Source organism: Kribbella sp. NPDC026596 (genome assembly GCF_040638415.1).
GTDB lineage: Bacteria > Actinomycetota > Actinomycetes > Propionibacteriales > Kribbellaceae > Kribbella.
Window position 1 is genome coordinate 1 of record NZ_JBEZYF010000061.1, and the last position, 20,594, is coordinate 20,594.

At 68.6% G+C, this 20,594-nt stretch carries 22 protein-coding genes; 15 read left to right on the forward strand and 7 right to left on the reverse strand.

Annotation, left to right across the window (positions count from 1 at the left end; all coding sequences use genetic code 11):
• Nucleotides 1–24 precede the first annotated feature (24 nt).
• Nucleotides 25–837 (forward strand): alpha/beta hydrolase, encoded by an 813-nt coding sequence (locus tag AB0E63_RS35505; protein WP_360375889.1) that lies wholly within the window; start codon nt 25–27, stop codon nt 835–837.
• Nucleotides 838–898: 61 nt separating this feature from the next.
• Here AB0E63_RS35505 and AB0E63_RS35510 read toward each other — a convergent pair whose 3' ends face one another.
• Nucleotides 899–1,360, reverse strand: coding sequence for a hypothetical protein (locus AB0E63_RS35510; protein WP_360375891.1), 462 nt, complete (start codon nt 1,358–1,360; stop codon nt 899–901).
• Between the two features lie 123 nt (nt 1,361–1,483).
• Here AB0E63_RS35510 and AB0E63_RS35515 point away from each other — a divergent pair, with 123 nt between their 5' ends.
• From AB0E63_RS35515 to AB0E63_RS35525, 3 genes are all read left to right on the forward strand, one after another.
• On the forward strand, nt 1,484–1,987 hold the full coding sequence (locus AB0E63_RS35515) for a DUF1269 domain-containing protein (protein ID WP_360375893.1): 504 nt from the start codon (nt 1,484–1,486) through the stop codon (nt 1,985–1,987).
• Nucleotides 1,988–2,264: 277 nt separating this feature from the next.
• Nucleotides 2,265–2,540 (forward strand): hypothetical protein, encoded by a 276-nt coding sequence (locus AB0E63_RS35520; RefSeq protein ID WP_360375895.1) that lies wholly within the window; start codon nt 2,265–2,267, stop codon nt 2,538–2,540.
• Nucleotides 2,541–2,567: 27 nt separating this feature from the next.
• Nucleotides 2,568–3,053 carry a hypothetical protein gene (locus tag AB0E63_RS35525; RefSeq protein ID WP_360375897.1) on the forward strand — a complete coding sequence of 162 codons (486 nt, stop codon included), beginning with the start codon at nt 2,568–2,570 and terminating at the stop codon, nt 3,051–3,053.
• 11 nt (nt 3,054–3,064) lie between these two features.
• Here AB0E63_RS35525 and AB0E63_RS35530 read toward each other — a convergent pair whose 3' ends face one another.
• Nucleotides 3,065–4,030 carry an HAD family hydrolase gene (locus AB0E63_RS35530; protein WP_360375899.1) on the reverse strand — a complete coding sequence of 322 codons (966 nt, stop codon included), beginning with the start codon at nt 4,028–4,030 and terminating at the stop codon, nt 3,065–3,067.
• 10 nt (nt 4,031–4,040) lie between these two features.
• Entirely contained in the window at nt 4,041–6,395 is a 2,355-nt protein-coding gene (locus AB0E63_RS35535) for an arylsulfatase (protein WP_360375901.1), read from the reverse strand.
• A gap of 202 nt (nt 6,396–6,597) precedes the next feature.
• Here AB0E63_RS35535 and AB0E63_RS35540 point away from each other — a divergent pair, with 202 nt between their 5' ends.
• The 4 genes from AB0E63_RS35540 to AB0E63_RS35555 are packed head-to-tail and all read left to right on the forward strand — an operon-like array spanning nt 6,598 to nt 9,164.
• A complete protein-coding gene (locus tag AB0E63_RS35540) occupies nt 6,598–7,893 on the forward strand; it encodes a diacylglycerol kinase family protein (protein WP_360375903.1) in 1,296 nt (431 codons plus the stop codon).
• Nucleotides 7,893–8,111 carry an amphi-Trp domain-containing protein gene (locus AB0E63_RS35545; RefSeq protein ID WP_360375905.1) on the forward strand — a complete coding sequence of 73 codons (219 nt, stop codon included), beginning with the start codon at nt 7,893–7,895 and terminating at the stop codon, nt 8,109–8,111. Before AB0E63_RS35540 ends, AB0E63_RS35545 begins: the two co-directional genes overlap by 1 nt.
• A gap of 13 nt (nt 8,112–8,124) precedes the next feature.
• Nucleotides 8,125–8,709, forward strand: a complete 585-nt coding sequence (locus AB0E63_RS35550; RefSeq protein ID WP_360375907.1) for a phosphatase PAP2 family protein — start codon at nt 8,125–8,127, stop codon at nt 8,707–8,709.
• Nucleotides 8,706–9,164, forward strand: a complete 459-nt coding sequence (locus AB0E63_RS35555; protein WP_360375909.1) for a DUF6069 family protein — start codon at nt 8,706–8,708, stop codon at nt 9,162–9,164. Before AB0E63_RS35550 ends, AB0E63_RS35555 begins: the two co-directional genes overlap by 4 nt.
• Nucleotides 9,165–9,176: 12 nt before the next feature.
• On the opposite strand, the gene AB0E63_RS35560 is transcribed toward AB0E63_RS35555, so the two are convergent.
• A complete protein-coding gene (locus AB0E63_RS35560; protein WP_360375911.1) occupies nt 9,177–10,895 on the reverse strand; it encodes a SulP family inorganic anion transporter in 1,719 nt (572 codons plus the stop codon).
• Nucleotides 10,896–11,045: 150 nt separating this feature from the next.
• On the opposite strand from AB0E63_RS35560, the gene AB0E63_RS35565 reads away from it, so the two are divergent.
• From AB0E63_RS35565 to AB0E63_RS35580, 4 genes are read left to right on the forward strand one after another with little or no spacing between them, the layout of a single operon-like run.
• Complete coding sequence (locus AB0E63_RS35565; RefSeq protein WP_360375913.1) at nt 11,046–11,456, forward strand: hypothetical protein; 411 nt, start codon at nt 11,046–11,048, stop codon at nt 11,454–11,456.
• Nucleotides 11,449–11,967, forward strand: coding sequence for a hypothetical protein (locus tag AB0E63_RS35570; protein ID WP_360375915.1), 519 nt, complete (start codon nt 11,449–11,451; stop codon nt 11,965–11,967). The genes AB0E63_RS35565 and AB0E63_RS35570 overlap by 8 nt, the downstream gene beginning before the upstream one ends.
• Nucleotides 11,968–11,999: 32 nt before the next feature.
• A complete protein-coding gene (locus AB0E63_RS35575; RefSeq protein WP_360375917.1) occupies nt 12,000–14,075 on the forward strand; it encodes a phage holin family protein in 2,076 nt (691 codons plus the stop codon).
• Nucleotides 14,076–14,110: 35 nt separating this feature from the next.
• A complete protein-coding gene (locus AB0E63_RS35580) occupies nt 14,111–14,548 on the forward strand; it encodes a hypothetical protein (protein WP_360375919.1) in 438 nt (145 codons plus the stop codon).
• On the opposite strand, the gene AB0E63_RS35585 is transcribed toward AB0E63_RS35580, so the two are convergent.
• Entirely contained in the window at nt 14,502–17,030 is a 2,529-nt protein-coding gene (locus AB0E63_RS35585) for a LuxR C-terminal-related transcriptional regulator (protein WP_360375921.1), read from the reverse strand. The two genes, AB0E63_RS35580 and AB0E63_RS35585, sit on opposite strands and share 47 nt — an antisense overlap.
• 386 nt (nt 17,031–17,416) lie before the next feature.
• Here AB0E63_RS35585 and AB0E63_RS35590 point away from each other — a divergent pair, with 386 nt between their 5' ends.
• Genes AB0E63_RS35590 through AB0E63_RS35600 form a run of 3 tightly spaced genes read left to right on the forward strand, consistent with a single transcriptional unit; the run spans nt 17,417 to nt 19,509 of the window.
• Complete coding sequence (locus tag AB0E63_RS35590; RefSeq protein ID WP_360375923.1) at nt 17,417–17,686, forward strand: hypothetical protein; 270 nt, start codon at nt 17,417–17,419, stop codon at nt 17,684–17,686.
• Complete coding sequence (locus AB0E63_RS35595; RefSeq protein ID WP_360375925.1) at nt 17,673–17,918, forward strand: hypothetical protein; 246 nt, start codon at nt 17,673–17,675, stop codon at nt 17,916–17,918. The genes AB0E63_RS35590 and AB0E63_RS35595 overlap by 14 nt, the downstream gene beginning before the upstream one ends.
• Nucleotide 17,919: 1 nt before the next feature.
• Nucleotides 17,920–19,509 carry an MFS transporter gene (locus tag AB0E63_RS35600; RefSeq protein WP_360375927.1) on the forward strand — a complete coding sequence of 530 codons (1,590 nt, stop codon included), beginning with the start codon at nt 17,920–17,922 and terminating at the stop codon, nt 19,507–19,509.
• Between the two features lie 19 nt (nt 19,510–19,528).
• Here the strand turns inward: AB0E63_RS35600 and AB0E63_RS35605 are convergent, their stop codons facing one another.
• Nucleotides 19,529–19,915 (reverse strand): SHOCT domain-containing protein, encoded by a 387-nt coding sequence (locus AB0E63_RS35605; protein ID WP_360375929.1) that lies wholly within the window; start codon nt 19,913–19,915, stop codon nt 19,529–19,531.
• Between the two features lie 103 nt (nt 19,916–20,018).
• Entirely contained in the window at nt 20,019–20,591 is a 573-nt protein-coding gene (locus tag AB0E63_RS35610) for a GNAT family N-acetyltransferase (RefSeq protein WP_360375931.1), read from the reverse strand.
• Nucleotides 20,592–20,594 lie beyond the last annotated feature (3 nt).

Genomic DNA, 20,594 nt, shown 5'->3' on the forward strand with positions numbered 1-20,594 from the left:
ACACCACCGAGGATTGGAAGTCTGATGAGCAAGCTGATGTTGAGTGCGAAGAACCTGCTGGTTGCCGCGGCCGGGACCGGGATCTTGCTGGCCGGCGCGACGACTGCGCAGGCGGCGGAGTCCGGGCGGGCCGCCCAGTCCGAGCAGGCGAAGCCGACGATCGTGCTGTTGCACGGTGCCTACGCGGATGGTTCGAGCTGGTCTGGAGTGACCAGTCGGCTGCAGCATGACGGCTACAACGTCGTCGCGCCCGCCGTACCGCTGCGCGGGATCGCGTCCGACACGTCGTACCTGAGTGGTGTCCTCGCGACCATCCCCGGTCCGAAGGTGCTGGTCGGGCATTCGTACGGCGGTGCGCTGGTCAGCGAGCTGGCGGACACCTCTGGGGTGAAGTCGCTGGTCTATGTGGCGGCGTTCATCCCGCAGGCCGGTGAGACCCTGGGCGCACTGAACTCGCAGTTCCCGGGCAGTGAGCTCGGACCGGACGTGACCACCGTGATCAGCTACCCCGGTGGGGTGGACCTGGCGCTGAAGCCGGACAAGGCCGGCCCGATCCTGGGCGCGGACATCCCGGCCCGGGAGGGGGCGGTGTTCCTGGCGGCGCAGCGGCCGGTCGCGGCCGCGGCGTTCAGCGAGCCGGTGGAGGAGACCGCTCCGGCGACGCTTGCGAAGTACGCGGTGATCCCGACCGGTGACAAGGCGATCGCCCCGGCCGCCGAGCGGTTCATGGCCACTCGGGCGGGCGCCACGAAGGTCGAGGTTCCCGGTGCGTCCCACTTGGTGGCTGTGTCCCAGCCGGCGGCAGTCACCCAGGTGATCGAGCGAGCCGCCCGTTGATCGCAATCACTCGCCACAAGCCGGCCGGAGCATCCCGCTCCGGTCGGCTTTCGTCGATCGCCTAGCTGGGGTCGGGGTTGCCGGCGTTGCGGGCTTCGATGGCTTTGAGGGTGTTGGTGAAGGCCTTCGACAGGAGGCGCTTGCCGAGGACTCCGACGACGACAGCGAGCATCCGGCCTTGGAGGTTCTTGCCTTCGCGGACGACCGTCACGTCCACCGCGGTCGTCCCGTCGGGCTGCCGGGTGAAGTCGTAGGTGTGCCCGGAGTGTCCGCCCCAGATGTTGGAGTCGGTGGTCGTGAGGACGACGTGGTCGGGGTCGGACCAGTCGTAGTGGAGGCGTTCCCAGATGCCGGCTGAGCCTTCGGTGACGTCGGCGTCGTGATCGCCGCGGGCGTGGACCACGAGATAGTCCTCGGTGCTGTTACCGAAGAGTTCCGCGCGACCCGGCCCGAAGTCGGTGAGCCCGGCGATGAACTGCTCGGGCGTCGAGGTCGTGGTCGCGTGCAGGCGAATCGTGGACATCTGTACTCCTTGGCTGTCGGTGTCACGGGGTGTAGGACATCGTCCGCCCGGGGTGAGGCTTTGTGGGGGAGGCGGCGCGATGGTGAGGGGTGAGTGGCGGTCGCCGATCATGAGGAGGAAGCCGTGGGTTCTGATAGCAACGTTCCGGTCGATCTGTACATCGCCGCCTACCTGGACGAGCAGGGGGCGCGGGGTGATTGGGACGCTCTCAAGCAACTCGCCGATGACGACGTGATCAAGGTTGACGGGCTGGTCCTGGTCAGTCGTGACAAAGACGGCAAGATCAATGTCGACGACGATTTCCACACGGCCCGGAAGGGCGCTGCCTGGGGTGCGGTCGGTGGTGCGGTCATCGGCCTGATCTTCCCACCCAGCCTGCTGGCCAGTGCGGCGGTCGGTGCGGGTGCTGGGCTCGGTATCGGTGGCCTCAAGGCGCACCGGACCAAGGCGGCCATCAAGGCCGACGTCGAGGACACCCTGCCGCCCAACAGCTCCGGAATCGTGGCGTTGTTCGAGGAACAGTGGGTCAAGGACGTCGACAAGGCGCTGGCGCACGCGAACAAGGTGACCAAGCACGAGGTCGACGCGGACAGCGCGGAAGAGGTCAAGAACGCCGCCAAGAAGTAGTCCCGAGCCGCGAGCTAGGCCCTGAGTGACCAGGAGGCATCCAGAAGCCGGAGGAACCATGCCGCGGAACGGCGCCCGCCGATCGGTCTTTGCGGCGCTGGTGATCGTTGCCCTGCTCGTCGTACCGACGGCTTGCAGTGACAGCTCGCCACAGAGTCAGTCGAGTCCGTCAGCGAGCGCCGCGCCGCGGGGGACAGTCGCACCGACACCGGTCGAGTCCGCGGCGGACTGCGCTGCCTCGTCGGCACTGAGGGCCTCGCTCCAAACTCTCATGAACGTGAAGCCCTTGCAGGACGGTCTGGCCGCGCTGACTACCGCGATGGCCGACGTCAAGACCAGCCTGGGTGCTGCGGCAGCCTCGGCATCCGCCGCCCTGAAGCCCGCTGTGGAAGGCGTCAAGACGGCATTCTCAGAGTTGGAAACCGCGGCGAGCGGCCTGAGCGCAGACACCCTCAGGCAGCAGGCCCCTGCGATCAACACGGCGCTCCGGCAACTCGGCACCGCGACCGCGACGTTGGCCACCACATTGACAAGGAGCTGCCCAGGCCGCTGACCTGGCGCGACAAGAGGGGATTTCGAGATGGCTGAAGTGACTGAGAAGAGGGGAGGGGCAGTCATGGCCGGCTTCGTGCTGTTCGCCGGCATGCTGCTCATCGTGATCGGGTTCGTCAACATCTTCCAGGGGTTCATCGCGCTGTTCAACGACGAGCGCGTGGTGGCGACGCGGGAGAAGTTCATCCTCGTGGACATGACCGGTTGGGGATGGACACTCCTCATCTCCGGACTGCTGCTGCTGATCGTCGGCGGCGGCCTGCTCGCGGCACAGACGTGGGCCAGGATCACCGGGATCGTGCTCGTCAGCCTGCACGCCATCACGCAGATCGCGTGGCTTGGTGCCTACCCGGTCTGGTCGCTGCTGATGATCACGCTGGACATCATCATCCTGTACGCGCTGACCGCCCGGTGGGCCGAAGTACGCGACCGGATCGGCGAGGGTCCGGGTCCGTGGGAGGAGGTCCCCCGGCCGTCAGCGGCGGAGTACCGGAGCGTTCCTCCGCCCGTCTGAGTGCCGAGGGGCTACTCGTCGGCGAAGACAGTTGCCCAGTCGTTCCGGATGCTGACGACCGTCCAGTCATGTGCGCGGGCCTGCTCGAGCGAGGTCTCGGCGCCCGCGGTGTAGCTGAACTCGCGGTCGGCATCGTCGTGCAGAACCAGCAGCCGTAATCCGGGACGGCCGGGCTGTCCGGCGTACCGGAGCATCGGGATGTCGCCATTGGAGTTGCCGCCGGCAACGACCGGCCGGCGGCCGACCCGGCTCCAGATGCGGACGGGTTTCATCGGGCCGTCGTCGAAGACGTCCATCTCCGCCTGGTAGACGACCGATCCGCCGGTGTCGTCGTCCTGGTACCGCAGCCCGGCGGATGTGCCGATGATGCGCTCGGCCGGAATACCGTAGATCTCTTCGGTGACGGGCCGCATGAAGTCGCGGTCGCCTCCGGAAGCGATGAAGGTACTGAACCCGTTCGCCTCCAGGTAGTGCAGCAGTTCGACCATCGGGAGATAGGTACAGTCCCGGAGACGCCGGCCGAGCGTCGGGTGCGGCGTCGTCTGGAGGAAGCGGCCGGCCAGCTCGGCGTAGGTGTCGACACTCATCGTCGCGAACGCCTGAAGGATGCCGCCCATGAGTACCTTCACGTCGCTCTCGTCGCCGTGGTAGTGCTTGGTGATCACGCCCCCGAGCCAGGCGTAGTCCTTGTCCCGTGCGGCCTGCCACGGCTGACGTGAGCGCAGACTCGGATCCTGCTCGGCCATCTCGGCGAGCCGCTGCAGGATGAAGCCGAGCTCGACCGGCATCGGCTTCTCGCACCACAGCGTGCCGTCGTTGTCGAAGACCGCGATCCGCTCGGAGGGTGGAACGTACTGCGCTCCACCCTCGTCCACGGCCCGACCGACGTAGTCCACGATGGCCTGTCGGGTCGGCGTGTCGTTCCAGGACAACAGCAGGGCTTCCGACCGCACGGGTACGTCGTGTTCCGTCCTCACGTCGGGCCTCCTACTCGCGCATCAGCATCAGGGCGGCTTCGCGTTCGAGGTCCAGGTACGGCTCACCGCTGACGTCGACCGCGATGCGGTTGATCGTGCCGCCGGTGAAGCGGTGCGGCGGCTCGCCCGGGTAGTCATCGGTGATCGGCTCGCCGCTGTGCCTGCCGACGTACAGACCTGAACCTGCGATGGCGAAGGCTCCGAGCTGGGTCTTGATGCGTGCCTCGCCGACCTTCTCGTCGCCGTGGTAGAGCGAGAGTGTTCCGGTCGCGGCGTCGGGGTCCATGCCTTGCTTCTCGAAGGAGGCCGACAGGATCAGGTTCTCGCCGGTCGGGACGTCCTTCGTCCCGACGACCTGCTGCTCGAGCGCGCCGACGAAACTGTTCACGTAGTGCAGCCGGTTGTCCTTCACGTACAGCGCATGGCCACCGAACCTGGCGCCCATTGCGAACAGCACGCCTTCGGCTCCCGGCGCCGGGATGTCGACCACCGCACCGATCGTGAACGAGCGGTTGCGGGTATTGACCGCCTGCCACTCCGAGACCGGGGCAGTGTCGGGGAAGTAGACGTAGCGATCCTTCGGGGCGCTGAGCTGCGGCCGGGGGGTGCTGAGGATCTCCAGCGGAGAGCGATCGTCGAGCGGGAACGCGTTGTTCGCGCCGGCCTCCGCGAACCAGATGTTCACCAGTTCGCGCAGCTTGTCCGGCTGCTCCGCGGCCAGGTTCCGGACCTCGGAACGATCGACCTCGACGTTGTACAGCTCCCACTCGTCGGCGTTGAAGTGCGCCCAGCCCGACACCGTCGGGTGCGTGGTGACCGCCTTCCAGCCCTCGTGGTAGATCGCGCGGGATCCCAGCATCGAGTAGAACTGCGTCCTTCGTCCGGAGTCGGCCGACGCGTCGTCGACACTGCCGCGCATGCTGATCCCGTCCAAGGGGCTCTGCGTGTGGCCCTTGATCGTCTCGGGGGGTTCGACGCCGAGTACGTCGAGAATCGTCGGGACGATGTCGATCGCATGGTGGTACTGGTGGCGGAGCTCGCCGCGGGCCCGCGCGCCCTTCGGCCACGAGATGATGCACGGGTCCGACGTACCCCCGTTGAACTCGTAGCGCTTCCACATCTTGAACGGCGTGTTGAACGCCATCGCCCAGCCGTTCGGGTAGTGGTTGTAGGTCTTCGTGCCACCCAGATCGTCGAGCTTGGCGAGGTTCTCGGCCAGATCGTCCTCGATCCCGTTGGCGAACTTCATCTCGTTGACCGAACCGTTCGGGCCGCCTTCGCCGCTCGCACCGTTGTCGGACACGACGACGACCAGCGTGTTCTCCAACTGGTCGGTCTGTTCCAGATAGGCGAGCAATCGACCGATGTGGTGGTCGGCGTGGGCCAGGAATCCGGCGTACACCTCGGCCATCCGGGCGAACAGACGCCGCTCGTCGGCGTTCAGCGTGTCCCATGGACGGCTGTAGTCCAGGGTCGGGAACGGCAGGTGATCCGGCCCGCTGCGGGTCTCGGGGGTGCCGATCGGATTCAGTTGCGGAAGTTCGGTGTCGGCCGGCACGAGACCGAGTTCCTTCTGGCGCTTCAGGGTCTCTTCCCGCATCGCCTCGTACCCCTGGTCGAAGCGGCCGGCGAACTTGTCGATCCACTCCTTCGGCGCGTGGTGAGGTGCGTGGCAGGCGCCGGGTGCGTAGTAGAGGAGGAACGGCTTGTCCGGAGCGATGGCCTTGGCGTCCTTGATGAACTCGATCGCCTTGTCGGTGATGTCGTCGGTCAGGTGGTAGCCCTCCGCGGGTGAGCGGGGCTGATCGACCGGGTGGTTGTCGTAGACGAGGTCGGGATACCACTGGTTCGTCTCGGCCCCGAGGAACCCGTACCACCGTTCGAAGCCGCGGCCGCTCGGCCAGTTGCGACGCGTTGCCGCGAGGTTCATCTCGTCGGTGGGGCACAGGTGCCACTTCCCGACCATGTACGTGTTCCAGCCGCGCTCCCCGAGGATCTCCGACAGCATCCCGTTCTCCGGGGGGATCGTGCCGCTCGCGTTCGGGAACCCGATCGCCGCCTCGGTGATGCACGCCATGCTGTTGCGGGTGTGGTTGCGACCGGTGAGCAGCGCCGACCGGGTCGGCGAGCACAGTGCCGTCGTGTGCCACTGGGTGAAGCGCACCCCGCGCGCGGCGATCGCGTCGAGGTTCGGGGTCTCGATCGGGCCGCCGTAGCAGCTCATGGCCGAGAAGCCGACGTCATCCAGCACGATGTAGACGACGCTCGGCGCGCCGTCCGGGGGCTTCGGTGGTTCGAACGGCGTCCAATCCGGCACCGAGTCGCGAATATCGACGTTGATCGTCCCTCGGAACTGTTCAGGCATGACGTTCCCTCTCGCTGGAGCCACTTCGGGCCAGCATTCCGGGGGCCGTGATCCCGAGTCGTCACCCGCAGGGGGTGAACCGGCTTCGCGCGACGAGCAGATCATCCCGGCTGTGGGATGCCTGAGGCGTGGCGGCCGGAAAGGATGGCTTCGGCGTCGGGGGTCGACAAGCCATGGAACAGGCGGGAGTGGGGCGGGCTCGATGAGGCGGCGGATTGCGGCGATTGTGGCGCTGCTGGTGGGGGCGGCGACGATCGTGCTCGGCGTCGTCAACGCGGTGAATCAATTCCCGCGTGGTCTCGGCGTGCTGGCCTGTGTGGTGATCGCTGCCTGCGCGGCTTGGTACGGCGTGATGCGGAGAGGGGTCGCCCGGCTGGCGGGGTTCTACGTGGCCGGCGTGGCCCTGGTCGCCGCGGTGATCTTTGTGGTGGTGGGCGGGACGTTCGGCGTCGGTGTCCTCGTCGTGGCCGGGCTCCTGGTCACGCTGGCAGCGGCCCGCGCCAGCTTCGCGAGCCACGTGGATCTGCCCCGGGTGGCTCCTCCGCAGCGCCCGGTGCTGTTCTACAACCCGAAGTCCGGCGGGGGAAAGGCGGAACGTTTCGGACTCGCCAAGGAAGCGCGCGACCGCGGCATCGAGGCGATCGAACTGAAGCGCGGGGACGATCTCGAAATCCTGGTCCGCGATGCGGTCGAGCGCGGCGCCGACGGGCTCGCGATGGCCGGCGGGGACGGTTCGCAGGCGATCGTCGCCGCGATCGCCGCCGAGCGCTCGCTGCCCTACGCGTGCGTGCCGGCCGGCACGCGCAATCACTTCGCGCTCGACCTCGGGGTCGACCGTGAGGATGTCGTCGGTGCTCTGGACGCTTTCGTCGATGGCGGTGAGCGGCTGGTCGACCTCGCCGAGGTCAACGGCCGGGTGTTCGTCAACAATGTGTCACTCGGCCTGTACGCCGAAGCAGTCCAGCGCACCGGTTACCGCGAGGCCAAGCTCCGCACCCTGCTCGACACCGTGCCCGACGCGCTCGGTCCCACCGGCAGCGAACTCGACATGCGCTGGACCGGCCCAGGCGGTCAGGGACACCGCGGGGGAGCGGCAGTGCTCGTCTCGAACAACCGCTATCGCCTCGGACGTGCGGTCGGTTCGGGGACCCGGCCGCGCATCGACGACGGCCTGCTCGGGATCACTGTCGTGGGAGCACCCGCGGACGGCGATCAGCGCCGCGTTCAGCGTCCATGGCGCGAGTGGTCGGCTCCGTCGTTCGAGGTCGAGGCCGATCGCCCGCTGCCTGCCGGCGTCGACGGGGAGGCGCTCGTCCTCGACGCACCGCTGCGGTTCCGGATCCGGCCCGGGGTCCTCCGGGTGCGTATCGCCCACCAGCACCCGGGCGCGTCGCCGTCGGCGACGGCGCCCGACGGTTTCCGCGACAGCGTGGCCGAGCTGGTGCGCATCGCCCTCGGCCGGGGCCGATCAGCAAGCTCAACCCGTGGGAGGACGTAATGGACCTGATCGAGATCAAAGAGAAGGAGCCGATGAGCCGGGAGGCCGCCGCGGCTCGCTTACACGCTCTGGCCGACATGCTCGCCAAGGAGAACGACGTCGAGTTCGACCGGGGCGGGATGCGGGTCAAGGTGCACGTTCCCGATGAGGTCAACCTCAAGCTCGAGTTCGAGCTCGGCGACGACGGGAGCGAACTCGAGGTCGAGCTCACATGGTGACGGAAACCGTTGCGTGACCGACTCACTGAGCCGTCTGGCTACTTACGACCGCGCGCTGTACCGGTCGGTGGCGCGGCTGCCCACCCCCGTGCTCGACGAGCCGCTGCGGCGGGTGTCCGACATCGCCGACTTCTCCAAGCCGTGGTTCCTGGTGGCCGGTGCCCTCGCGCTGTTCGGTGGACGGCGAGGCCGGCAGGCTGCGTTCGCGGGAGTCACGGCGATCGGGGCGGCGTCCTTGGTGGCGAACCAGCTGCTGAAGAAGACGGTGGGTGAGAGCCGCCGGCCCGACCGGGGTGGGCTCGGCGTGCCCGTGCAGCGATGGGTGCGGATGCCGTCGTCGGGATCCTTTCCGTCCGGGCACTCCGCGTCCGCGGCGGCCTTCGCCGTTGCCGTCGGAGACGTCATACCAGCGCTCGGGCCGGCCCTGCGGGGGGCGGCGTCGGTCGTCGCGTTCTCCCGGGTGTACACGGGCGTGCACTACCCGAGTGACGTTCTGGTCGGGGTGACCGTAGGAGCGCTGTTCGGTCGGTTGGCCGCGCGGCTGACGCTCCGCCGGCGGCCACCACACCAGCCGGATGAGAAGGAGCACACGTCATGACAGTTGAACCCACCCAAGGCGGTGCGCACGCGGTGAACGCCGCCCGGCTGTGGGCCGGCGGCGGGGCCACGGCCGTCGTCGCCGCATTGATCGCCTTGGTCGGCATCCTGATCGCTCGCGGGGTTTTCGATGTACCCGTCCTCGCACCCAAGGGCGAGGGCACCTGGGGAGACGCGGACACGCCGAAGTACGCGTTGTTCTGCGGCCTCGCGGCGCTGGTCGCCACCGGCCTCCTGCATCTGTTGCTGATCTCCACGCCGCGGCCGTTGCAGTTCTTCAGCTGGATCATCATGCTGGCCACGGCCGCGGCGGCACTGCTCCCGTTCGTGGCCAACGGCTCAACGTCGTCCAAGGTGGCGACCGGAGTGATCAACCTCGTCGTCGGGATCGCCATCGGCACTCTGCTGAGCAGCTCAGCGCGGTCGGCAATGCGAGACCGCCGTGACATCAGCTGATCCGCGGGGCCGTCACTGATCGGGGCGCTCCGGTCGCTGCCGGACCTCCCAGGCCGCAGCTGCTCGCAGGGCTTGCTCGGTCGATTCCCCGATCAGCTCGGTGGCCTCGAAGACGCCGACCGGTCCGGCCCCGTGCTGCCGGTCGGTACGACGCAGCAGTTTGGCGACCTCGTGGTCGACACCGCTGAGGTACAACCGGCCGCCGACGGCGTCCAGCGCCGCGGCGTAGTCGTCCACGACCTTGACGAACGTCGCGCCCACGGCAGTCCGGCCGCGCAACCGCAGTACGACGGTCGGTGCCTCGGCGCCGGCCGGGTCGGGCAGCTTGACGCCCAGCGTGCGCGAGCCCGCGTACAGCAGGCTGCCGTACACGTCGAGGAGCGTCGCCTGATGGCTGGGCAGCTTCGCCGGAGCCGGGTGCTCGGTCCACCGGCCACCGCCGACGGGAGTCAGCTGGACGATCTTGAGGTCCATCGCCTCCTGGTTCAGCTGCAGCAGCAGGGACAGTGCCACGCCGATGCCGACCGCGGCGGAGATCGGCAGGAACAGGGTTGCGCTGAAGGTCGTGACGACCGCGATCTGCGAGGTCGGTCCGGTGCGCAGGATCGACACCACCTCACGTGGTCGCAGCGACTTGGCGGCCGCATAGATGAGGACGGCCGCCAGCGTAGGCATCGCGACAAGTCCGATCACGTTGGAGAAGGCTGCGAGGATCGCGATCATCCACAGACCCGAGCAGATGGCCGCCCACCTGGTGCGACCGCCGACCGTCCGGTTCAGGGCGGTCTGACCCACCGAGCCGCCCACCGGCAGTCCGCGGAAGAATCCGGCCGCGACGTTGCCCATGCCCTGGGCAACAAAGTCTTGGTTCGAGTTCGAGGCGGTCCCGTCCCGGTTTGGGGCGGCGTCGGCGACACCACTGCCCTGGACGAGGACGATGGCCGCGACAGCCAGTGCCCCGGTGAGCAACGGGAACGACAGCTGGCTGAGGTCCGGCAGCTGCGGCAGCGGAATGCCGCGCGGAATGTCCCCGGTGTCCTTCACGAGGGTCACCGTGTCGGCACCGGCGAGGGCGACGCCGGCGGTCGGGACGGCCAGCGCCACCAACGCGCTCACCGTCGACAGCCGGGTCCAGGACAGGCCGACGAGGATGGCCAGTGCGGCGAGTCCCGTCAGCAGTGACGGGAGGTCGATCCGCGAGGGATGGAGGATGACGTCGACCGCCTTCCCGAGCGCGATCTCGCCGGTGGCGCTCGCGCCGGTGAGGCCCGGCAACTGGCTGAGCAGGATGTTGACCGAGATCCCGGTGAGGAAGCCGGTCATCACCGAGTGCGACACGAAGCGGGTGTAGCGCCCCAGGTGCGCCAGACCCGCGATGATCATCGCCACGCCGGCGATGATCGTCAGCAGGAGCAGGGCTTGTGGCCGATCGGCGGAGTCCACACCTTCCAGCGCCGATCCGGCGGCCAGGGCCGCGGCCGTGGTGGTGGTGACCACCATCAGCTGGCTGCTCGTGGCCAACCCGCCGGCGACCGGACCGGCGAAGCTCGCGTAGAGGCCATGGATCGGATTCACACCGATCAGCGCCGCCGACGCCATCCCGTTCGGGACGCTGCTGATCGCCCCCGGCAGCCCGGCGATCACGTCGGCGCGCAGGTTCCGTCGCTCCGGACGGATCGCTCGCAGCCACCGCAGCACGGGGCGTGCGCTCACGCGATGCCCAGCGCTCACGCCCGTCTCCTTCCGCGATCGAGCGTCTCCGCCTGTAGTGAGCCTAGATGCGAAGCGGCACCGGCATCTCACCCTGGCCGGACGATGCGGAGCGAGGGATCGGGGGGCATCGTCGTCCGGGTAGGGGGATGACCGGAGAAGGTGGGCACGATGACCTACGACGACCTGGACGAGCAGCGGGACGTCCCAAGCGGCGCGGTGGGCGGTGTCGCGTTCGCCGCGATGCTGATGTCCACGATCGGTGTGTTCTCGATCGTCGCCGGGCTCGCGTCGATCATCGACGAGGGCTCCGTTTCCGCCACTCCGCGGTACGCGTTCGACCTCGATCCCACCGCGTGGGGGTGGGTCCACCTGGTACTGGGCGTCGCGGCCGTGGCGGTCGGGATCGGCCTGTTCACCAACGCGGCCTGGGCGGACTGGGTCGGGATCATCCTTGCCGGGCTGGTCGCGATCGACTACTTCTTCTTCATTCCCAAGCAGCCGTTCTGGTCGCTGTTGGTGATCGCGCTGAGCATCTGGGTCATCTGGTCGATCACGCAGGCACGAGCGAGTGATGCCTGACGGGCCGATGGTCGACTCGGCCAGAGCGGACCAGGAGCGGTTGCCGTCCGACTACGCGGGGGCGATCTACGGATCGCTGCTGGCGGCGTCGGTTGTCGCCGGCACGGGTCCCGGGGAAGAGCCGCCACACCCCGCCGAATTGATCGTGTTGCTCCTCGCGACCGGCCTGGTGTTCTGGCTGTCCCACGTCTATGCCCATCTGGTCGGAGAGCCATCGGCAGGAGCGCTCCGGTCCGCGAAGCAGTTCCGCGTGGCCGCACGGCGGGACTGGCCGATCGTGCAGGCCGCCGTACCTCCCGCGGTGGCGGTCGGCGTCGGCGTGCTGCTCGGGATGTCGGACGCCGGTGCGGCCTGGCTCGCGCTCGCCGTGGCCGTCGGCTCGCAACTGGGGTGGGCGATGTACGTCGCCATCCGGGCCGGCGCGACCGGGGGCCGTCTGGTTGCGACAGCCGTCATCAACCTGTTCCTGGGTCTGGTGATCGTCGGGCTCAAGGCCGCCTTGACGCACTAGTCACGAAGACCCGGCAGGAGGGGTAGATACAGATGGCCCACAACCGCACACCATTGGTCCGTCCTGGCGACGTCGGCCGGGTCGTCGCCACCTACATCACCTCGGTCCTGGCGCTGGCTCTCGCGGATGCCGTGTTGTCCGGGCTGCGGTTCTCGTCGTTCCAACAGTTGCTCGCCGCGGCCGCTGTCACGCTGGTGGTCGGTGCTTTGGTACGCCCGTTGCTCGTCGTCGCGAGTGCGGCCATCGGATGGCTTGCGGTGCTCCTGCTGGCGGTGCTCGGACAGGCTGTGATCCTGGCCGTGGCGCTCTCGCTGATCCCGGGCGTCGAGGCGAGCTCGTTCTGGGTCGTTCTCGCCGCGGCCTGGATCGCGGCCGGCGCGGCGACGATCGTGGCCTGGCTAGGCACCTCTGGTACGCCGGAAGCCTTCACGGCGGCGCTCGTACGCCGGACCAGGCGACGGCGTAAGCCGGTGGACGACCCCGAGGTTCCAGGCGTGATCTTCGTCCAGTTCGACGGCGTACCGTTCCCCGTCCTGCGCTGGCAACTCATGGCCGCCACCTTGCCCACCGCAGGGCGCTGGATCCGCGACGGCGGCTATCGCCTGGTGGAGTGGACCCCGGTGCTGCCGCCCACCACGCCCGCGAGCCAGCTGGGGATCCTGCACGGTCGCATCGACGGCGTGCCCGCGTTCCGGTGGTACGACCGCGCGCTCGGACGGGTGCTGGTGAGCAATCGGGGTCCCGACGCCGCGGAGATCGAGCGCCGCGCCACCAACGGCCGCGGTCTGCTGGCCGACGGCGGTGTGAGTATCTCCAACCTGTTCAGCGGCGACGCCGAGCGGTCGCTGCTGACGATGAGCAAGCTCGAGCTGAGTCGTGGTTCGGCCGGTACGCGTCGCCGCGTCGCCTGGTATCTGGCCAGGCCGGACGGATTCGCGGGCAGCCTGTTCGGAGCGGTCGCGGAGATCGGCCGGGAACGGTTCGAGGCCCGGCGGCAACGTCGCCGCGACGTTCGTCCGCGCGGTCACCGCGGCTGGCTCTTCGCGGGCATGCGCGCCGTCACGAACGTCGTACTGCGGGATCTCAACACCGCACTGGTCGCGGAGGAGATGATCCGTGGCACCCGTGCCGTGTACGTCGACTATGTGGATTACGACGAGGTGGCCCATCACGCCGGCTCGCTGCGGCCGGAGTCGCTGGCCGCGCTCGATCGACTCGATCACGTACTGGCGTGCCTGGAGGAGGTCGCGGCGTCGGCACCGCGGCCGTACCGGCTCGTCATCCTGTCCGACCACGGGCAGTCCCAGGGCGCGATCTTCGCCGATCGGTACGGGATCGACCTCGCCGCGCTCTGCTCGCAACTGACCGCGGCGCGCGTCGAAGCCGTCGAGCAGGCGGTCGAGGGCTGGGGCCGGCTGAACGGTCTCCTGGCCGACCTGTCCGGCGGTGACAGCAGCAGGGGACGAGTTGCCCACGGTGCGGCGGTCCGGGTGCAGCGCCACTCCGCGCCGCCAACGGTCACCACGAGTTCAGACCTGGTCGTCCTCGGGTCGGGCAATCTCGGCCTGGTGTACGCCGCCGAGGAGCAGCGGCTGACGATGGAGGAGATCAACGAACGCTGGCCGGCGCTCATCCCCGGGCTGGTGAACCACGACGGGATCAGCTTCGTCGGTGTGATGAGCACCGAGCACGGACCGCTGGTGGTCGGGCCGTCGGGCATCCACCGGCTGTCCGACGCGAAGGTGACCGGCGACGACCCGCTGGAGCCGTTCGGCCCGCTGGCGTCGGCGGACCTGCTCAGGGCGGTGTCGATGCCCGAGGCACCTGATCTGTACGTGAACAGCTCGGTCGACCAGGACACCGGCGAGGTGTCGGCGTTCGAAGGACTGGTGGGCTGTCATGGCGGACTCGGTGGATGGCAGGGCAGGGCCCTGCTGCTGGCTCCGCCCGACCTGGTCATCCCGGAGCAGCAGATCCGCGGCGCGGACGAGCTGCACCGCGTGCTCGTCGCCTATCTCGAACAACTCGGACAGCGCACCGGGATCTCCCACGACACCGGCGGACGGGTGACAACCCAGCAGCCTGGCGCTTTACCCCGCCAAGGATGAGGTGACTGCGGGCACGCCGGACCGAGCATGGTTATGTGGGTATCTCAGATCAACAGACCGGCGTACGGCGCACTTCGGCGAAGGGCTGGGTCGGCCCGATCGTCTTCGCCGGCGTGATGATGATCGTTCTCGGCTGCTTCCACGCCTTCCAGGGACTCGTCGCGCTGTTCAACGACGGGTACTACGCGGTCCCGGCGAATGGTCTCGCCATCCATATCGACTTCACCACCTGGGGTTGGACGCACCTGATCTTCGGGACGATCGTCCTCGTGGCCGGATTCTGTGTTCTGCTCGGCCAGGTGTGGGCCCGGGTCGTCGGCGTGATCCTCGCCGTCGTGAGCATCATGGTGAACGCGGCCTTTCTGGCCGCGTCCCCGTTTTGGGCCACTATCATGATCGCCGTCGACATCTTGGTGATCTGGGCGCTCACCCTCCATGGTCGTGAGGTGCGGCCGAAGGCCGGTGCGTACTGACGTCGTCGGGCCAGGCCTCCGGACGTGCGGGGAGCAGCCCCAGCTCCCATGCCCGCCGGACCGCCTCGTTGCGGCGCGATGCGCCCAGCTTGCGAAGGATGCTCCGCACGTGGCTGCGCACCGTGTTGACCGAGACGTACATGGTGCCGGCGATCTCCTCGGTGGTCAGCAGTTCGGCGAGGTACTCGAGGACCTCGTGCTCCTTGCTGGTCAACGAGGTGGTGATGACCAAGTCGGTCCGCGACATCGCCCAGCGATCGGCGGCACGGTCGCGAGGCTGCCGACTTGGTGCGCGCAGCCACGGGTGATGTCTCATCAGCTCACCGGCCGGGTGCAGCATCTTGCGCAGCGACGGTGGCGCCTCGGTGAAGGGCCGACGGAACTGCTCGGGGGCCGCCAGCCTGAGGGCGCGTTCGAGACAGAGCCCGCTGCGGCTGGTGTCCCCGGAGCTGATCGACTCGGCGGCCTGGACCAGCCAGCTCTCCACCTGGGTTTCGAGTGGGACGGCCCGATCCGCGGCCGGGGGTGGCTGACCGGGCAGGCGTTCGCCGGCTTCGGCGGCCGCACGGTGCAGCACCAGCAGCGATCCGACCTGATCGCGCCCTTCGGACTGCTCGATCACCGCGATGGCCTCCTGCGGCAGGTGTTGTGCCACGAGCATCTTCGCCTCGTCGACGATCAGCGCCTGGCCGAGCCAGCCGCTCCGGGCGCCGTAACTGTTGCTCGCGGCCCGCAGCTCCGCGGCGGCGAGATCGGTGTCGCCGCCGGCCCTCAGCAGCCTTGCCCGGACGAGGGCAAGGGCGGCAGCGAGAACTCGCGCGTCGTGGGTGGGAGCGGCGTCCGCGGCGCGCCGCACGAGGTCCTCGGCGAGCGGCAGATCGCCCTGATCGGTGTGCACCCAGGCCTTGGCCACGATCGCGGACTGCGGAAGCTCCGGTTGCGCCCCCGACTCCGCCAGCGCCGTCGCGTGGGCGACGACCTCCCCGGCTCGCCGCAGATGTCCCCACACCGCCTCGACCAGTGCGGCCATCCCGAGGAAGTCGGCCAGGGCCTCGTGGGCACCGGCCTCTTCCGCGATGGCGATCCCCTCCGTGAAGGCGGTGATGGCCGCCGGGAAGTCCCCGCGCCGGAGCAGCACCCGGCCCTTGCAGCCGGCCACCAGCAGTCTCGGTTCCGGATGCCTGCTCGCCGACTCCGCCGACGCGGCTCTCAGCTCGGCCTCCGCGATCAGGACGTCGACCAGTCCGTCCTCGATGTTCTCCCCGAGGCTGGCGCAGACGGCTTGCAGCACGGTGACGGCCAGCTCGGCCGCCGGTGTCCGAGCGGGTTCCTCGTTGTCCAGCCACTCCCTGGCCTTGCCGAGCTCCGACATACAGCGGTCGACGTCGAACGCGGCGAGCGCCCGGGCGGCTCTGACCACCGAGGCCTCGGAGCCGTCCAGATCGTCCGGGAAGTCGGCGAACATCGTTGTCAGCTGCCGACGCCGGCGTCCGACGAGAAGACCCGCCACGTCGAACCCCTCGACCAGGTACTGGGCGGCGTGCCACCAGTCACCGGCGTAGATGGCGTGGTGGATCGCTTCCAGCGGCTGATCGTTCTGGGCGAACCAGGCGGCGGCGGCGCGGCCCAGCGCGGGAGCGACGATAGGCCTCTCGAACAACAGTTGGGCGCGCAGGAACTCGCGGAACAGCGGCTGGTAGGTGTAGCAGTCCGCGGTCCCCGGCACCGGCTGGATGAACGAGTTGCCGTGGGAGAGGAACTGCAACGACCGAAGGTCACAAGCTCGCCCGGTGAGGGCTTCGGCCAGCCCCGGGCGGATCACGTCGACGATGCAGGTCAGGAGCAGGAACCTGCGCAGTGCCGGGGGCTGCGCGTCGAGCACCTCGGTCATCAGGTACGCTGCCACGTTGCCGGCGTCGCCGCGGAACTCCCGGATGACCCGCTCCGAGTCGGTCTTGCCGGCCAGGTTCATGGCCGCGAACATCAGGCCCGCCGGCCAGCCGTCGGTCCTGCCCAGGAGCTCGTCGACCTGCGTGGCCGTCAGGTCGAGTTTGTGCTCGCGCATCAGCTCCGCGGCCTCGTCGGTCGTGAAGGCGAGCTCGACGGCCCGGATCTCGGCGATGGTGCCCGCCAACCGGTAGACGTGCAGGGGGAGCGGAGGGTCGGATCGTGTCACCAGAACGACCCGGACCTGACCGGCACCCTCGCGGATGAGGCGATGGAGGCTCTGCCCGAACTCCGGCGTCATCATGACGTCGCCGCAGTCCACCACGAGCACCAGAACGTCGTGGTCGTGGCGACGCAGGATGGTGTGGACGGGGTCCAGCACGGCTGTCGACTGACCGCTGCCGGTGTCCAGGGCGATGCGCCTGACCAGGGCCGGTCCCTGGTACTGCGCCGCCCACGACTCCAGCAGCATCGTCTTGCCGAAACCCGCCGGCGCACTGACCAGCGTGAGTGGCCCCTGCACCCCCAGGCTCACGCGGTCGACAAGACGCGGCCGTGGCACTGTTCCTGGTGGGATCGCCGAGGTCCTGGCCGGGGAACTCAGTCGACCTTCGAATGGTGCGTCCGGTGAATGACGAGATCTGTTCTCCACCCCTGCGTGCTGATCGCTCGGCATTGCCCCCTCCTAGCGACGTGCGGCATCACTGGGCGCTGGCGGGGCGGTGCGTGGCGAGCCGCACCCTTTGAAGAAACCACGGAACTGCTTGTAACACCAGCGTTTCCCGTCCGAAACCCGGACATTTCGAGACTCAGCGACCCCCTTTGATCAGCGTGCCGGGCAGTTCACCCCGCAGGGATGAAGCCGCGGGCGGGTGACGTTTGGAAGCGTCGAACGCACACGTTCGGAACGGAGTGGGTTCGATGGTCGACGTGACGTACGAGATCCGCGTTGCGGGCGCCGTACCCGAACAAGACCTTCGAGACATGGGCGCCGAGACACTCGCGGTCGACCAGGTGAACACCATCGTTTACAGGATCCCGGACCAGTCAGCCCTCTACGGCCTGCTGGCCCGGCTTCGGGCCTTGGGCATCGAGGTCGTCGAGGTTCGCCGGGTCCTGGACCCTGCCTCGGCATCGACAGAGCGGATCGACATCGATCCGGCAGGGAGGGGGGACGATGTCACCAAGTGAGTGCCGCGAGCCGTCGTACCAGGTCGTCATCCAGGGGGAGCTGAGGCCGGCCGTTCTCGCCTTCTGCGCGGGCCCGCGGGCTCAGTACGAGACATCCGGCGCCTTTCGGCTGCGGGTCCGCGACGATCAGGGGATCGCGGAGCTGGCCGCGCGGCTGCAGGGCGCGGGCTTGATGATCCTGAGCATCCGGCGCGTTACGCCGACCGATGTCGTGGTGCCCGCGGGCGTGTGAGATGACCGAGGAGGCGAGCAAGGCACCGGCCGGGGCGACGGCCAGCCCACGGCTCGCCATCCTGCTGGCGATGGCGATGTTCGTGCTCGTCGTCGACACGTCGCTGATGAACGTCTCGATCAGCTCGGTGGTCCGGGATCTCGACACCACGGTGAGCGGCGTCCAGTCCGCGATCGCGCTCGAGGCGCTGGTGTCTGCGGCCTTCATCCTGATCGGAAGCAAGGTCGGTGACCTGATCGGGCGCAAGCGCGCCTACCTGCTGGGCCTGGTCGGCTACGCGATCGGTGCCCTGGCGATGACCCTGGCCCAGAGCCTGACCGCGATCATCGTCTTCTGGGCCCTGATCGGCGGCCTCGGGGCTTCGCTGCTGCTGCCCGCCATGCAGTCACTGATCCACGGCAACTTCGAGGGAGCGGCGCAGGTGAAGGCGTACGCGCTGGTCGGCGCGTCCGCGGCGCTGGCCGCGGCGGTCGGACCGCTGCTCGGGGGCTTCATCACGACGTACCTGTCCTGGCGGGTGGCGTTCCTGCTCGAGGTCGTGGTGATCGCGGTCGTGCTCATCGGCCAGGGCCTGATCCATGACGCGCCGTACACGGGATCCCGGCGGGTCGACGTGGTCGGTGCCGTCCTCTCGGTGATCGGGATGGGCGGCGTCGTGCTGGGTATCCTGGTGTGGCAGGAAGGCGGCGAATACGTCGGCCTCATCATCGGCCTCGGCCTGATCGCGCTCGCGACGTTCATCTGGTGGCTGGTCCGGCGCAAGCGCCGGGGTGAGCCGACCCTGCTCGACCCGGACCTGTTCCGCTCCGCTGTCTACCGGCTGGGTATCTCGCAGCAGACGCTCCAGCAGATCGCGCTGGGCGGCACCATGATCGCCCTGCCGATCTACCTGCAGATGGTTCTGGAGTACAACGCGATGGAGGCCGGCCTGTCCATGGCGCCGCTCTCGCTGAGCATGTTCGGGATGGCGATCCTCGCGGAGAAGAAGGCAGGCGGACGACGGCCGAGCAGCATCATCCGATGGGGATTCGCGCTCCTGACCCTGGGAGTGCTCGGGCTGATCCCGATCGTTCCGCGGGCCGACTCCGGCTGGGCCCTCGTCGCGCCGCTGATCCTCATGGGACTGGGTCTCGGCCTGCTGGTCTCGCAGCTCAACAACTACACGCTGGGGCCGATCTCCGAGGAGCGTGTCAGCGAGGCGGCCGGGGTCAACTCGGCCGCGGGTTCGTTCGGGCTGTCGTTCGGGCTGGCCTTCGGCGGAGCCATCATGCTGGCCACGCTGTCGTTCGCCTTCACGAACCTGGCGGAGTCGAGCACGGTGCTCAACCCCACCGAGCAGCAGCAGGTCGCCCAGGCGCTGGAAGAGGATGCGCAGGTGATGAGTAACACCGAGCTCGAGAAGCAGCTCGCCACGCAGCCGCCGGACACCCGGGCGGAGATCCTCGACATCAACTCGACCGCGCGACCGATCGCTCTGCAAGTGGCGCTGGCCATTCCGCTGCTGGCCGGCCTTGCCGGGCTGGTGAACTCGTTCCGGATGGTCCGCGTGGACCGTCGGCCGACTCCGGATGAAGTCGAGCCGACGGCCTAGCCCCGCGGGATGGCGATGATCAGACCGCCAGTGCCTTCGCCTTGAGGGTGTCGAACTCGGCCTGCGAGATGGTGCCCTTCTCGAGCAGTGCGCTGGCCTGGGCGATCTGGTCGGCCGGACTCGGGGAGGACGAGCTCGCGACCGACTTGATGTAGTCCTCCTGCTGCCGCTGGGCGGCGGCGTGGCCGGCCAGCGTCCGCTCCGTCATGCCCTTGCCGCGGACGATGACGTAGACCAGCGCGGTGAGCAGGGGGACGAAGAGCAGGGCGACAAGCCAGATGGCCTTGACCCATCCTGAGGTCTCGGAGTCGCGGAACAGGTCCATGATGATCGAGAACAGCATCATCAGGTAGGCGACGAAAACGAAGCTGATGATGATGAACCAGACAATGTCCCAGAAACTCATTGCAGCGTCCTTTCTCGGAGCGCGAAAACGCTTCTGGTCAACGGTGGCGCCTCGACAGCGGAGCGTCCTCACCTGTTCCGGATGATCTTCACCCCACTGGCTGTCACCGAAGGTCCAGGCGCATGAGGATCCGGGGGTGACCGGAGAGGGTTGAGGTGGTGTCCGCGGCTTTGGTGAAGCCGGCTCGCTCGAAGTTCTTGCGGAGGCCGGCGTACGCCATGGTGAGGTCGACCTTGGCGTTGCCGTTGTCCAGAGGGTAGGCCTCGATGGCTGGGGCGCCGTGGTCGCGGGCGAACTCGACGGCGCCGGTGATGAGGGCGTGGGAGATGCCTTGCCCGCGGTGGCCCGGGCGGACGCGGATGCACCACAGGGACCACACCGGCAGGTCGTCGACGTGCGGGATCTTGCGGTTGCGGGCAAAGGTGGTGTCCGACCGTGGTGCGACCGCTGCCCAGCCGACCGGTGTGTCGCCGTCGTACGCGAGGACTCCGGGGGCCAGATCCGCACGGCAGAGCTCGGCGACGTACTCGCCCCGGGCCGGTCCGCGGAGTTCGTTGTTCTGCTTGGACGGGATCCGGTAGCTCAGGCACCAGCAGACGTTGGCCGTCGGCGACTTCGGGCCGATGACCGCGCGAACGTCCTCGAAGACCGCGGCCGGGCGAACCTGGATTGGCATGCA

Bases quoted from the DNA above. Each gene is read 5' to 3' on its own strand.
- AB0E63_RS35505 (WP_360375889.1), top strand. From the start codon at position 25: ATGAGCAAGCTGATGTTGAGTGCGAAGAACCTGCTGGTTGCCGCGGCC.
- AB0E63_RS35510 (WP_360375891.1), bottom strand. From the start codon at position 1,360: ATGTCCACGATTCGCCTGCACGCGACCACGACCTCGACGCCCGAGCAG.
- AB0E63_RS35525 (WP_360375897.1), top strand. From the start codon at position 2,568: ATGGCTGAAGTGACTGAGAAGAGGGGAGGGGCAGTCATGGCCGGCTTC.
- AB0E63_RS35535 (WP_360375901.1), bottom strand. From the start codon at position 6,395: ATGCCTGAACAGTTCCGAGGGACGATCAACGTCGATATTCGCGACTCG.
- AB0E63_RS35540 (WP_360375903.1), top strand. From the start codon at position 6,598: ATGAGGCGGCGGATTGCGGCGATTGTGGCGCTGCTGGTGGGGGCGGCG.
- AB0E63_RS35545 (WP_360375905.1), top strand. From the start codon at position 7,893: ATGGACCTGATCGAGATCAAAGAGAAGGAGCCGATGAGCCGGGAGGCC.
- AB0E63_RS35555 (WP_360375909.1), top strand. From the start codon at position 8,706: ATGACAGTTGAACCCACCCAAGGCGGTGCGCACGCGGTGAACGCCGCC.
- AB0E63_RS35565 (WP_360375913.1), top strand. From the start codon at position 11,046: ATGACCTACGACGACCTGGACGAGCAGCGGGACGTCCCAAGCGGCGCG.
- AB0E63_RS35570 (WP_360375915.1), top strand. From the start codon at position 11,449: ATGCCTGACGGGCCGATGGTCGACTCGGCCAGAGCGGACCAGGAGCGG.
- AB0E63_RS35575 (WP_360375917.1), top strand. From the start codon at position 12,000: ATGGCCCACAACCGCACACCATTGGTCCGTCCTGGCGACGTCGGCCGG.
- AB0E63_RS35590 (WP_360375923.1), top strand. From the start codon at position 17,417: ATGGTCGACGTGACGTACGAGATCCGCGTTGCGGGCGCCGTACCCGAA.
- AB0E63_RS35595 (WP_360375925.1), top strand. From the start codon at position 17,673: ATGTCACCAAGTGAGTGCCGCGAGCCGTCGTACCAGGTCGTCATCCAG.
- AB0E63_RS35600 (WP_360375927.1), top strand. From the start codon at position 17,920: ATGACCGAGGAGGCGAGCAAGGCACCGGCCGGGGCGACGGCCAGCCCA.
- AB0E63_RS35605 (WP_360375929.1), bottom strand. From the start codon at position 19,915: ATGAGTTTCTGGGACATTGTCTGGTTCATCATCATCAGCTTCGTTTTC.
- AB0E63_RS35610 (WP_360375931.1), bottom strand. From the start codon at position 20,591: ATGCCAATCCAGGTTCGCCCGGCCGCGGTCTTCGAGGACGTTCGCGCG.